At 70.5% G+C, this 12080-nt stretch carries 11 protein-coding genes; all 11 read left to right on the forward strand.

Translation table 11 applies throughout. The features are described 5' to 3' along the window. Positions 1–11: 11 nt before the first annotated feature. Positions 12–854 (forward strand): TIGR03936 family radical SAM-associated protein, encoded by an 843-nt coding sequence (locus ACGFY5_RS06580; protein ID WP_392718002.1) that lies wholly within the window; start codon positions 12–14, stop codon positions 852–854. A gap of 120 nt (positions 855–974) precedes the next feature. Then, positions 975–4406 carry an Rne/Rng family ribonuclease gene (locus ACGFY5_RS06585; RefSeq protein ID WP_392718004.1) on the forward strand — a complete coding sequence of 1144 codons (3432 nt, stop codon included), beginning with the start codon at positions 975–977 and terminating at the stop codon, positions 4404–4406. 156 nt (positions 4407–4562) lie between these two features. Then, the gene (rplU, locus tag ACGFY5_RS06590) at positions 4563–4889 is read left to right on the forward strand and encodes a 50S ribosomal protein L21 (protein WP_344653097.1); all 327 of its coding nucleotides are present in this window, start codon (positions 4563–4565) and stop codon (positions 4887–4889) included. An 11-nt stretch (positions 4890–4900) separates the two neighbouring features. Then, on the forward strand, positions 4901–5158 hold the full coding sequence (rpmA, locus tag ACGFY5_RS06595) for a 50S ribosomal protein L27 (RefSeq protein ID WP_392718007.1): 258 nt from the start codon (positions 4901–4903) through the stop codon (positions 5156–5158). A 139-nt stretch (positions 5159–5297) separates the two neighbouring features. Next, complete coding sequence (obgE, locus tag ACGFY5_RS06600; RefSeq protein WP_392718009.1) at positions 5298–6752, forward strand: GTPase ObgE; 1455 nt, start codon at positions 5298–5300, stop codon at positions 6750–6752. Continuing rightward, the gene (gene proB, locus ACGFY5_RS06605) at positions 6749–7846 is read left to right on the forward strand and encodes a glutamate 5-kinase (protein WP_392718011.1); all 1098 of its coding nucleotides are present in this window, start codon (positions 6749–6751) and stop codon (positions 7844–7846) included. The genes obgE and proB overlap by 4 nt, the downstream gene beginning before the upstream one ends. Before the next feature lies 1 nt (position 7847). Then, positions 7848–9143 (forward strand): glutamate-5-semialdehyde dehydrogenase, encoded by a 1296-nt coding sequence (locus ACGFY5_RS06610; protein WP_392718685.1) that lies wholly within the window; start codon positions 7848–7850, stop codon positions 9141–9143. A gap of 83 nt (positions 9144–9226) precedes the next feature. Continuing rightward, complete coding sequence (nadD, locus tag ACGFY5_RS06615) at positions 9227–9829, forward strand: nicotinate-nucleotide adenylyltransferase (protein ID WP_392718013.1); 603 nt, start codon at positions 9227–9229, stop codon at positions 9827–9829. Positions 9830–9956: 127 nt separating this feature from the next. Further along, positions 9957–10343, forward strand: coding sequence for a ribosome silencing factor (gene rsfS / locus ACGFY5_RS06620; protein WP_392718015.1), 387 nt, complete (start codon positions 9957–9959; stop codon positions 10341–10343). Then, positions 10340–11035, forward strand: coding sequence for a histidine phosphatase family protein (locus ACGFY5_RS06625; protein WP_392718017.1), 696 nt, complete (start codon positions 10340–10342; stop codon positions 11033–11035). The genes rsfS and ACGFY5_RS06625 overlap by 4 nt, the downstream gene beginning before the upstream one ends. A 9-nt stretch (positions 11036–11044) precedes the next feature. Continuing rightward, on the forward strand, positions 11045–11896 hold the full coding sequence (locus tag ACGFY5_RS06630) for a DegV family protein (protein ID WP_392718019.1): 852 nt from the start codon (positions 11045–11047) through the stop codon (positions 11894–11896). Positions 11897–12080: the final 184 nt, after the last annotated feature.

Consider the following 12080-nt stretch of genomic DNA (forward strand, 5'->3'; position numbering starts at 1 on the left):
CCCTGTCTCGAATGCCCGACGGTCCGCCGCCGCCACCAGTCGTCCAGCGAGTCCGGCTCCGGTACACCAAGCGTGCCCGGCTCCGATTCACCTCGCACCGCGACTTCGCCCGCGCGTTCGAGCGGGCGCTCCGCCGTGGCGGCGTACCGATCGCGTATTCGGCCGGGTTCAGCCCGCACCCCAAGGTGTCCTACGTCGGCGCGGCGCCCACCGGCGTCGCCAGCGAGGCGGAGTACCTGGAGATCGGCCTCGCGAAGGTCGTCGACGTGGAGCAGTTGCGTCAGACGCTCGACCGGGCGCTGCCGCCGGGGATCGACATCCTCGAAGCGGTGGAGGCCACCGGTGGCTCGCTGCCGGATCGAATCGACGCTTCCGAGTGGCGAATCGAGCTTCCCGGGGTAAGCACCGTTCAGGCACGGTCCGCGGTGGCTGCGCTGCTGGCCGCTGAGACAGTGCCCGTCGAACGTCGGACCAAGAGCGGTCAGCGGACGATCGACGTGCGATCTGCGCTGGTCAGCGTGGTTGTGAGCGAGGAGGTGGGGTCGTCAGGGGGTACGGGTGCCGCCCTCTCCGCTCCGGTGACCCAGAGTGAGCTGGGAGTGTCCACGGCTGACGCGGGCGTCCCCTGTGCGATAATCATTTGCGTTGTACGGCATACGACACCCGCCGTACGACCCGATGACATCCTGACCGGTCTGCGCCTTGTGGTTGCCAGCGCTGATCTGGACCCGGCTGTGAATACAGCGCCGTCCCGCGCCACACGTCTGGCGCAGGGGGCCCTCACCGCCGAAGGCCGGATCAGCGATCCGCTCGAGGCCGACCGCGGCGGGATTGCCATCGGAGCGTCGACCTAACCGGCGCAAAAGAGACTCGGCGGTCGTCGGATTCTCCGGCTACCGCTTGACAGCACCGATACGACACGCCCCTGAGTGGCCGCGGACACGCGCCCGGGGGCGGACGGGAGACTTGCCCGGATGCTCGACAACGAGCCGACCGGGGCCGGTTCGGCGGGGGACATCCCCACCGAACAGACCACCGGTAGCACCACTAGTGACAGTTCGACCGGCACCGATGCGGCGCCGCCGACCCCTGAGCCTGCCGCGCGTCCTGCGCGGCGGCGTGCGGCACGTCGGCCGGCCGGGCCGCCTGCCGAGCCACCGTCGAACGCTTCTGATCTTTCGGCGGACGCTGTGCCGGCGGCCGTGATAGCGCCGTCGCCCTCGCCTGCTGACGAGACGAGCGCCGCTGACCTCGCCGATCCGGCGTGGCCCGTGGTGCCCGCTCCGGTCGTGGACGAGCCCGCTGCCGCGGAGGCCGAGCCGGCCCCGCGTCGTCGGGCCACCCGCTCCCGGCGTCGCACGGCCGACCCCGTAGCCGACACCCCGCCCACCGACGCCCCGGCTGGCGGCACCCCGAGTGTCGCCGGAACCCCGGCTGAGCCCAGCGCCGACGCGGACAGCGCACCGGCCGACCCGACGCCGCCGAACGTGGCAGTCGAGGTCAGCGCGCCGCGCACCCGTCGCCGCCGCCGCTCCAGCGCCGACGCCGAGACCCCCACCGGCGACGTCGCAGCCCCACCAGCCGGCTCAGAAGCGGCCCTCGCCGCCCCAACCGCAGCCGACCCGGCCGCGACCGGCTCCGCCGCCGCGACGGGTTCGACCGCGCCCACCGGCTCAACCGCGCCCACCGGCGCTCCGGGCTCGGCCGACGTGGTCGCGCCGGCCGACGCGACCGCTGCCGAGGCGGGCGAGGGTGCGGCGCCCTCGAGTTCGCGGCGTCGGCGGCGTTCTTCCGGGGCCGCTGCGGCTCCGGTCGAGGTCACAGCGCCCGAGACCGCCGCTGCGGACGATGGCACCTCCGTGACGTCGAACGAAAAGACGGACGTTGCCGAGACGGCAACCGTGAACACGCCGTTCGGCGCAACGGGGGCCGAAGAGTCCTCCACCCACCGCACGCGCGTCCGCCGCGCGCCGATGGTGACGTTCATGGCGCCCGACCCGGCATCCGTGCCGTTCCGGGCGCCCGAGCCCGAGCCGGTCGAGGACGAGGCCGAGCCGACCGACGAACTCGAAGACACCGAAGAGACCGACGACACCGCGAGCGACGACACCACCGCGGACACCGACGCCGACGCCGACGAGGACAGCGACGAAAGCCGTCGCCGCCGTCGCCGGGGACGTCGGGGACGCGGCCGCGGCCGTGGCGAGAACGGCGGGGAGAACGGCGACGCCGACGCGGACGAGCAGTCCGCGGAGGACGAAGCCGACGCCCCCGCCTCGGAAGAAACCGACGAAGCGGACGACGAGGCCGCCGACTCCGCCGACACTGACGAGGACGGCGGCAGCAGCCGTCGCCGTCGCCGTCGTCGCCGCCGGGGTGCCGGCGACGCCGAGGTCTCCAGCGACGACCCGCCGAACACCGTGGTCAAGGTGCGGCAGCCGGCCCCGCCCGCGCCGCCCCGTTCGATCGAGGACGAGGTCCAGGGCGTCAAGGGCTCCACCCGCCTGGAGGCGAAGCGCCAGCGTCGCCGCGAAGGCCGGGAGAGCAACCGACGTCGCCCGCCGGTGCTCACCGAGGCCGAGTTCCTGGCCCGGCGCGAGGCCGTCGAGCGGGTGATGGTCGTTCGCCAGATCGGCGACCGCACCCAGATCGCGGTGCTCGAGGACGACGTCCTGGTCGAGCACTACGTGACGAAGGCCAGCTCCACCTCCTACGCCGGCAACGTGTACCTCGGCCGGGTGCAGAACGTGCTCCCGAGCATGGAGGCCGCCTTCGTCGACATCGGCAAGGGCCGCAACGCGGTGCTCTACGCCGGTGAGGTGAACTGGGACGCCGCCGGCATGGAGGGGCGCCCACGCAAAATCGAAGTCGCGCTGAAGAGCGGTGACTCGGTCCTGGTGCAGGTCACCAAGGACCCGATCGGGCACAAGGGCGCCCGCCTGACCAGCCAGGTCAGCCTTCCGGGCCGGTTCCTGGTCTACGTCCCCGAGGGACAGATGACCGGCATCAGCCGGAAACTGCCCGATACCGAACGCAAGCGGCTCAAGGACATCCTCAAGAAGATCGTCCCGGAGAACGCCGGGGTGATCATCCGCACCGCGGCCGAGGGCGCCAGCGAGGCCGAGCTGACGCACGACGTCGAGCGGCTCGAGGCGCAATGGCAGGCGATCAAGGAGAAGTCGACGAAGAGCAGTGCTCCGTCGCTGCTCAACGCCGAGCCCGACCTGGTCATTCGGGTCATTCGGGACGTCTTCAACGAGGACTTCTCCAAGCTGGTCGTCTCCGGCACCGAGGCCTGGCCGGAGGTGGAGGAGTACGTCCGCGACGTCTCTCCCGACCTGGCCGAGCGGCTCGTGCACCACACCGCCGAGACCGACGTGTTCGCCGCCTATCGGATCGACGACCAGCTCATGAAGGCACTCGACCGCAAGGTGTGGCTGCCCAGCGGTGGTTCGCTGGTGATCGACCGCACCGAGGCCATGACGGTCGTCGACGTCAACACCGGCAAGTTCACCGGCCAGGGCGGGAACCTCGAGGAGACGGTCACCCGCAACAACCTGGAGGCGGCCGAGGAGATCGTCCGTCAGCTCCGGCTGCGTGACATCGGCGGCATCATCGTCATCGACTTCATCGACATGGTGCTCGAGGGCAACCGTGAGCTGGTGCTCCGGCGCCTGACCGAGTGCCTCGGCCGGGACCGCACGAAGCACCAGGTCGCCGAGGTGACGTCGCTGGGGCTGGTGCAGATGACCCGCAAGCGGGTCGGCCAGGGCCTGCTGGAGGCGTTCAGCGAGACCTGCGAGACCTGCCGCGGCCGGGGCGTCATCATCCACAACGAGCCGCTGATCGGCCGTCAGACAGGCGGCAACGGCAACGGCAACGGCAACGGCGGGAACGGTGGCAACAACGGCCACCAGCACGCCGAGCCGGCCGTCGCGGAGGTCAAGGAAGGTCGTCGCAGCCGCCGGAAGCGCGGTGGCGGTGGCGGCGCTGAGCCTGCCGGGCCGACTGCGGCTCCGGCCGTGGCCGCGGCCGCCGCGATCCACGCGGCAAGCGCCCGCGCCGTCGCGGTGGCCGACGAGGACGAGATCGACGACGTGGCCGATGCGCTGGTGGTCGACGACATCGCCCGCGAGTCCGAGACCGACGGTCCGCTCGCCTACGACGTGGCCGACGCCGAGATCGAGACCGAGCCGATCCACACCGGCGCGGCCACCGCGCACCTGATCGCCGCTTCGGCGGACGAGGTCAGCACGGAAACGCTGAAGCCGGCGGACCAGATGGTCGTCAACGGTGCGATCATGGAGCCTGCTCCGGAGACCGTCGAGCCGGTGAAGCGGCCTCGGCGAGCGCGCCGGGCCGCATCGCGTCCGGCCGGTCCGCCGGAGGGGGCTGATGCGGAATGAGCTGGGCCAATACCCTCGGTTCGTCGTTCGCGCACCCGGTACGGTAGTCTTTCCGTTGGCGCGTTCGCCGCGCCCCCGCTGTCTGTGCCCTCGTAGGCCAGGCACGCACGCACGTCAGTTCATTGTCTTCCAGAGCAGGTAGGAGACCCGCGTCTCATGTACGCCATCGTCAAGACCGGCGGCAAGCAGTACAAGGTGGCGGTCGGCGACGTCGTCGAGGTCGAGAAGATCTCGGGCGCGCCCGGTGACGCGATTACGCTGCCGGCTCTGCTCGTCGTCGACGGTGAGGGTGACAAAGTCAACGTCACTCACGAGGCGGCCAAGCTTGCGGCCTTCACCATCTCCGGTGAGGTCGTGGCCCACACCAAGGGCCCCAAGATCAAGATCCACAAGTACAAGAACAAGACCGGCTACCACAAGCGTCAGGGTCACCGTCAGCCGCTGACCCAGATCAAGGTCACCGGGATCGAGAGCGGGAAGTAGGGCTTAGCGACATGGCACACAAGAAGGGCGCATCGTCCTCCCGTAACGGGCGCGACTCCGCCGCCCAGCGGCTGGGCGTGAAGCGTTTCGGCGGTCAGGTCGTGAAGGCCGGCGAGATCATCGTCCGGCAGCGCGGCACCCACTTCCACCCGGGTGACCTCGTCGGCCGCGGTGGCGACGACACTCTGTTCGCACTGGCTCCGGGCGCTGTGACGTTCGGTACCCGGCGTGGACGCAAGACGATCAGCATCGTCCCGGTGGAGGCCTGAGCCCGCCGGGGTAGCGCAGTAGCACTCTTTTGGCCAGCTTCGCTGGCAACGAGAAACAAAGGCGGGGCGGGTCGGGCATACCGACCCGCCTTTGTCGTGTTCTGGTTGTGAAATCCATTTCGAAGACTGAGGAGTCACCGTGGCGACGTTCGTCGACCGAGTGGTGCTACACGTCACCGCCGGTGATGGCGGCCACGGCTGCGCTTCCGTGCACCGCGAGAAGTTCAAGCCGCTCGGCGGCCCCGATGGGGGCAACGGCGGCAAGGGCGGCGACGTCGTCCTCATCGTGGACCCGCAGGTGCACACGCTGCTCGACTTCCATTACCGGCCGCACGCCAAGGCGACGAACGGCCGCCCGGGGATGGGCGCGAACCGTTACGGCGCGAACGGCACCGACCTGGAGTTGCGGGTGCCCGACGGCACCGTCGTGCACTCGGAGGACGGCGAGGTGCTCGCCGACCTGACCGGCGTCGGTACCCGGTACGTGGTGGCACAGGGCGGTCACGGGGGACTGGGCAATGCGGCGCTCGCGACCTCGAAGCGCAAGGCGCCCGGGTTCGCGCTGCTCGGTGAGCCGGGCGAGTCGCAGGACGTCGTCCTCGAGCTCAAGAGCGTCGCCGACGTCGGGCTGGTGGGCTTCCCGAGCGCGGGCAAGTCGTCGCTGATCGCGGTCGTGTCCGCTGCGCGGCCGAAGATCGCCGACTACCCGTTCACCACGTTGGTGCCGAACCTGGGTGTTGTCACGGCCGGCGAGACCGTGTTCACGATCGCTGACGTGCCGGGGTTGATCCCGGGCGCAGCCACCGGGCGCGGCCTCGGTCTGGACTTCCTGCGACACATCGAGCGCACCGCTGTGTTGGTGCACGTCGTCGACACCGCCACCGAAGAGCCGGGCCGTGACCCGGTCGCCGACATCGACGCGCTCGAGGCGGAGCTCTCGGCTTACGGGGGGCTCGAGGACCGGCCGCGGCTGGTGGTGCTCAACAAGATCGACGTGCCGCACGGGCGCGAGATGGCCGAGATCATCCGCCCCGACCTGGAGGCTCGTGGCTACCGGGTGTTCGACGTCTCGACAGTGACCCGCGAAGGGCTCAAGCCGCTGCTGTTCGCGCTGGCGTCGATCGTCGAGGAAGAGCGGGAGCGCCGGGGTGCGCCGGATCCGACGCGGATCGTGCTGCGGCCGGTGGCCGTGGACGAGACCCCGTTCACCGTGACACCGGACGACGAGGGCGGCTACCTCGTGCGCGGCACCAAGCCCGAGCGCTGGGTGCGCCAGACGGACTTCCAGAACGACGAGGCCGTGGGGTACCTGGCCGACCGGTTGGCCAAGCTGGGCGTCGAAGAAGAGCTGGCGAAGGCCGGTGCGAACGCCGGTGACGCGGTGACGATCGGCGGCGTGACGTTCGACTGGGAGCCGACCCTCGGTGGCGCCGCGGAGGTGCTGCTGACCCGTCGTGGTGAGGACCCGCGCCTCGCGCTCTCCGACCGGCCGGATGCGTCCGACCGGTTGCTGGCGCGGCGTCGTCGCCGTGGGCAGGACCCGGAGGCGGGCGGCGCGCGCGGTGTGTACGACTACGGCGACGACGACCTATGAGGTCGGCCGTCGCCGGTGCGCAGCGGATCGTCGTCAAGATCGGCTCGTCGTCGCTGACACGACGCGGCGGCGGTATCGCCACTGAGCGGATCGACGCGCTGGTCGACGTGCTGGCCGAGCGGCAGAAGGCCGGTACGCAGATCGTGCTGGTGTCGTCGGGGGCGATCGCGGCCGGGATCGCGCCGCTGGGTCTGACTCGTCGCCCTCGCGACCTGGCCACCCAGCAGGCCAGCGCATCCGTGGGACAGATGCTGCTGGTGGCGCGCTACGCGGCATCGTTCGAGCGGTACGGGCTCCTGGTCGGCCAGGTCCTGCTGACCGCGGACGACATGATCCGCCGCGCCCACTACCGGAATGCGAGCCGGAACTTCGAGCGGCTGCTGGACCTCGGTGTGGTGCCGATCGTCAACGAGAACGACGCGGTGGCCACCGACGAGATCCGGTTCGGCGACAACGACCGGTTGGCGTCGCTGGTGGCGCACCTGCTGCGTGCGGACGCCCTGGTGCTGCTCTCGGACGTGGACGGCCTGTACTCCGGGGACCCGCGGAAGCCGGGCGCGCAGCTCGTTTCGACGGTTCTGTCTCCTGCCGATCTGGACGACGTCGTGGCGGGCTCGGTGGGCGCTTCCGGGGTCGGCACGGGCGGCATGGCGAGCAAGGTCGCGGCCGCGCAGGTCGCGACGTCGGCCGGTGTGCACGTGGTGCTGACCTCGGCACCCCGGGCGGCTGACGCGCTCGCCGGGGCCGACGTGGGCACCTACTTCGCGCCGACCGGCCGGCGCTTGCCGACGCGGCTCCTCTGGCTGCGGCACGCGACGACGCCGCGCGGCGTTCTGCTGCTCGACTCCGGCGCGGTGGAGGCAGTGGTCTCGCGGCGCGCGTCGCTGCTGTCGGCGGGAATCACCGGTGTGCGCGGCGATTTCGTGGCCGGGGATCCCGTCGACCTGGTCTCCCCGACGGGATTGTCGGTGGCTCGTGGTCTGGTGGCGTACGACGCCGCGGAGATGCCACCGATCCTCGGGAAGTCGTCGCACGACGTGGGGCCGAAGTACCGCCGCGAAGTCGTTCACCGGGACGACCTCGCGTTGCTCTAAGATTGTTGAACAATCCCAGGCGAAGGAGCAGGCGATGACGACCGAGCAGGAGGTCCGCGCCGTCGCGGCCCGTTCCAAGGAAGCCGCTGCCGAGCTCGCGCCGCTCTCGCGGGCGGAGAAGGACGCGGCGCTGCTGGCGATGGCCGATGCGCTGGAGGCAGCTTCGGCTTCGGTGCTCGCGGCGAACGAGCGCGATCTGTCCGCCGGCCGGGAGTCGGGGCTGGCTCCGGGCATGCTCGACCGGCTGGCGCTCTCCGAGGAGCGCATCGCCGGGATGGCCCAGGGCCTGCGTGACGTGGCCGGGCTGCCGGACCCGATCGGCGAGGTCGTGCGCGGCTACACGCTGCCGAACGGGCTCGAGGTGCGTCAGATCCGCGTCCCGCTCGGCGTCGTCGGAATCATCTACGAGGCGCGGCCGAACGTGACGGTGGATGCCGCGGGGTTGTGTCTGAAGAGCGGTAACGCAGCTCTGCTGCGAGGCTCGGCGTCGGCGTACCACTCGAACACAGCGCTCGTCGGGGTGCTGTCGGAGGCGGCCGCGAAGGCCGGTCTGCCGGCGGACGCGGTGCAGCTGGTGCCGGGTGTCGACCGCGAGTCGGTCACCCACCTGATGCGGGCCCGTGGCCTGGTCGACGTGATCATTCCGCGCGGTGGCGCCGGGCTGATCAAGAGCGTCGTCGAGAACTCGATCGTGCCGGTGATCGAGACCGGGGTGGGCAACTGCCACGTCTACGTCGATGCCGCCGCCGACCTGGAGATGGCCGCGTCGATCACGATGAACTCCAAGGTGCAGCGGCCGAGCGTGTGCAACTCGGCGGAGACGCTGCTGGTGCATCGTTCGGTGGCGTCGGAGTTCCTGCCCGTCGTGGGGGCCGCGCTGCACTCCGCCGGCGTGACGCTGCACGTCGATGCCGATTCGGCTGCGCTGGTCGCGGAGGGGCCGCAGACGGTACCGGCGACGGACGCTGACTGGGAAACCGAGTACAACTCGCTGGATCTCGCGGTTCGCGTCGTCGATTCGGTGGACGAGGCCGTGGCGCACATCCGGAAGTGGGGCAGTGAGCACACCGAGGCGATCGTGTCGTCGGACACCCGAGCCGTCCGCCGGTTCAGTTCGCGGCTCGACAGCGCCGCGGTGATGGTGAACGCGTCGACCCGCTTCACCGACGGTGGCGAGTTCGGCTTCGGCGCGGAGATCGGAATCTCGACGCAGAAGCTGCACGCGCGTGGCCCGATGGGTCTTCCGGAGATGACGAGCACGTCCTACCTGGTGACGGGTGATGGCCACGTGCGGTGAGGTCGCTGGTTCACTGACGTGACGAGGCTCCCAATACGGTTGGGCTTCCGGGGTCTTCGCTGCCGAGATGCGAAGATTTCCGGATGAGTGAACGGCGTCCGCCTCGGCGGGTCGGGATCATGGGCGGCACGTTCGACCCGATCCACCACGGCCACCTCGTCGCTGCCAGCGAGGTCGCCAGTCTCTTCGCGCTCGACGAGGTCGTTTTCGTTCCCACCGGGAACCCGTGGCAGAAGGACGACTCCGAGGTCAGCCCGGCCGAGGACCGCTATCTGATGACGGTGATCGCCACCGCGTCGAATCCGCGGTTCTCGGTCAGCCGGGTGGACGTGGACCGCCCGGGCCCGACCTACACGATCGACACGTTGCGTGACCTGCGTCGACTCCGTGGCTCGGACGTCGAACTGTTCTTCATCACCGGTGCGGACGCGCTGTCGGCGATCCTGTCGTGGAAAGACGTCGACGAGCTCTTCGACCTGGCCCATTTCATCGGTGTGACCCGGCCCGGTTACACGCTCTCGGACGAGCACCTGCCGCAGGATGCGGTGACTCTCGTCGACGTTCCGGCGATGGCGATTTCGTCCAGCGGTTGCCGGGACCGGGTGCGGGCGAATTTGCCGGTTTGGTACCTGGTACCCGACGGTGTTGTTCAATACATCGAGAAACGGCGCCTGTACCGGCCGTAGTTCCTTCTGTCGCCTCTGGACGGATGTTGCGCGGTTACGTTTCGACGCCGAGCGGCCTCACTCCGACGATTCGAGCCGGGACGTGAGAGGCTTGAGGTGGAATTGTCAGTGACAGGAAGGGGCCGCCGTGGCCGTCTCCGCCCGTGCGAACGAGCTGGCGCTCGCCGCCGCCCAAGCCGCCTCCGACAAGCTCGCCACCGACATCGTGGTTCTCGACGTCAGTGAGCAGCTCGTCATCACCGACGCGTTCGTCATCGCGTCGGCGCCGAACGAGCGTCAGGTGTCGGCGATCGTCGACTCGGTGGAGGAAAAGCTGCTGGGCCTGGGAGCCAAGCCGGTACGCCGGGAGGGCGAGCGGGAAGGGCGCTGGGTGCTGCTCGACTTCGTCGACATCGTCGTCCACGTCCAGCACGCCGAGGAGCGGTCGTTCTACGCGTTGGAGCGGCTGTGGAAGGACTGCCCGGTCATCCCGTTCGTGGACGCTGCGCTGGCCGACAGCGGTAATCAGCAGTGACGGCACGCCGGGTCCTGATCTGGCGGCACGGACGTACCGAGTGGAACGCGGCCGGCCGGATCCAGGGCCAGACCGACGTGCCGCTCGACGAGACGGGTGTGCGCCAGGCAGCGCAGGCCGCGCCGTATCTGGCGGCCGAGCAGCCGGATGCGATCGTCAGCAGTGACCTGCAGCGGGCGTTCCGGACGGCCGAGGCGCTGGCCGCGTTGACCGGGCTTCCGGTCAGCACCGATGTCCGGCTGCGCGAGACCGGCTTCGGCCCCTGGCAGGGGATGTCGCACACCGAGCTCGCCGAGCGGTGGCCGGCCGAGTACGCCGTGTGGAAGCGCGGCGAGACCCCGGACGTGCCGGGGATCGAGCGCCCGGCCGAGGTCGTGGCCCGGATGCGGGACGCGCTGGCTGACGCGCTGGGTGTCGTCGACGGCACGCTGGTCGTCGTCTGTCACGGCGGTGCGGCCCGACGCGCGGTCCAGGCCCTGACGGGTTGGACCGACGAGGTGGCCGCGCAGCTCGCGGCGCTGGGCAACTGCCGGTGGACGGAGTTGCGGCTCTCGTCGACGCGGGGCTGGCGTCTGCACGCGCACAACGTCGGACCGCTGACCGGTGCTGCGTCGAACGACGAGCCGTCGACGGCCGCTGATGCCGAGCCGGCCCCGGACGATGAGCTGATCAAGGCCTCCGAACGAGGCTAATCTTCGTGCATGGCACCGCACGTCGCCGTTGTTACCGATTCCACCTCTGACATCCCGCGTGACTTGGTGGCTCGGTACGATCTGACCATCGTGCCTACTTTCGTCACGATCGGCGAGGTGACCGGTCGTGAGGGCATCGACATCAGTTCGGCTGACGTGGCGGTGGCGCTGCGGCAGGGGCGGGGCCCGGTGACGACGTCGCGGGCCACGCCGCACTCGCTCAGTGAGGCGTATCAGACCGCTTTTCGGCGGGGCTATTCGTCGGTGGTGTCGATTCACCTGTCGGCGGGGCTGTCAGGGACGTACGAGGCCGCGATGCTGGCGGCCGCGTCGGCTCCCGGGCCGGTGACGGTCGTGGATTCGCGGTCGATCGCGATGGGGCTCGGGGCGGCGGTGCTCGAGGCGGCCAGCGTGGCGCAGACGGGTGGGTCCGACTCGCAGGTGGTGTCGGCGGCTCTGGATGCCGTTGAACGCAGCACGGTGCTGTTCTATGTGGACACGTTGGAGCATCTGCGGCGCGGCGGGCGGATCAGCGCGGCGGCCGCGCTGATCGGGACGACGCTGTCGGTGAAGCCGATCCTGCGGGTGGAGGACGGGCAGATCGTCGTCGCGGAGCGGGTGCGGACGTCCGCGCGGGCGTTGGCGAAGCTCGAAGCGCTCGCGATTGCGGCTGCCGGGGTCGGTGGGGCGGATCTCGTGGTGCAGCACCTGGCCGCGCCGGAGCGCGCCGAGGCGCTGCGGGAGCGGCTGTTCGAGCGCGTACCGAAGTTGGGCCGGGTGTTGACCGGCGAGGTCGGCCCGACGGTGGGGGCACACGTGGGGCCGGGCTTGGTCGGGGTAGCGGTAACGCGCCACCCCTAGCGCGGGGGCGCACCGCGTGGTGGCTGTCCACAGCGGGCGGGGTTGTGCACAGCGAGGGCTTTTGCGGCGGTGAGGCGTGGGGGAGCGCGCCTACGGTCGGCCGCCATGGGACGCCGAGAGGTTGCACGAACCGCTTCGATCGCGCAGTCACGCGTAGTAGCGCTGGCGGGCGCGTGCGCCCACG

The sequence above is a fragment of the Cryptosporangium sp. NPDC048952 genome, assembly GCF_043197895.1.
Classification (GTDB): domain Bacteria; phylum Actinomycetota; class Actinomycetes; order Mycobacteriales; family Cryptosporangiaceae; genus Cryptosporangium.

What these genes read in the sequence shown, in the direction of transcription:
- ACGFY5_RS06580 (WP_392718002.1), top strand. Translation starts at nt 12, where the DNA reads ATGCCCGACGGTCCGCCGCCGCCACCAGTCGTCCAGCGAGTCCGGCTC.
- ACGFY5_RS06585 (WP_392718004.1), top strand. Translation starts at nt 975, where the DNA reads ATGCTCGACAACGAGCCGACCGGGGCCGGTTCGGCGGGGGACATCCCC.
- rplU (WP_344653097.1), top strand. Translation starts at nt 4,563, where the DNA reads ATGTACGCCATCGTCAAGACCGGCGGCAAGCAGTACAAGGTGGCGGTC.
- rpmA (WP_392718007.1), top strand. Translation starts at nt 4,901, where the DNA reads ATGGCACACAAGAAGGGCGCATCGTCCTCCCGTAACGGGCGCGACTCC.
- proB (WP_392718011.1), top strand. Translation starts at nt 6,749, where the DNA reads ATGAGGTCGGCCGTCGCCGGTGCGCAGCGGATCGTCGTCAAGATCGGC.
- nadD (WP_392718013.1), top strand. Translation starts at nt 9,227, where the DNA reads ATGAGTGAACGGCGTCCGCCTCGGCGGGTCGGGATCATGGGCGGCACG.
- ACGFY5_RS06630 (WP_392718019.1), top strand. Translation starts at nt 11,045, where the DNA reads ATGGCACCGCACGTCGCCGTTGTTACCGATTCCACCTCTGACATCCCG.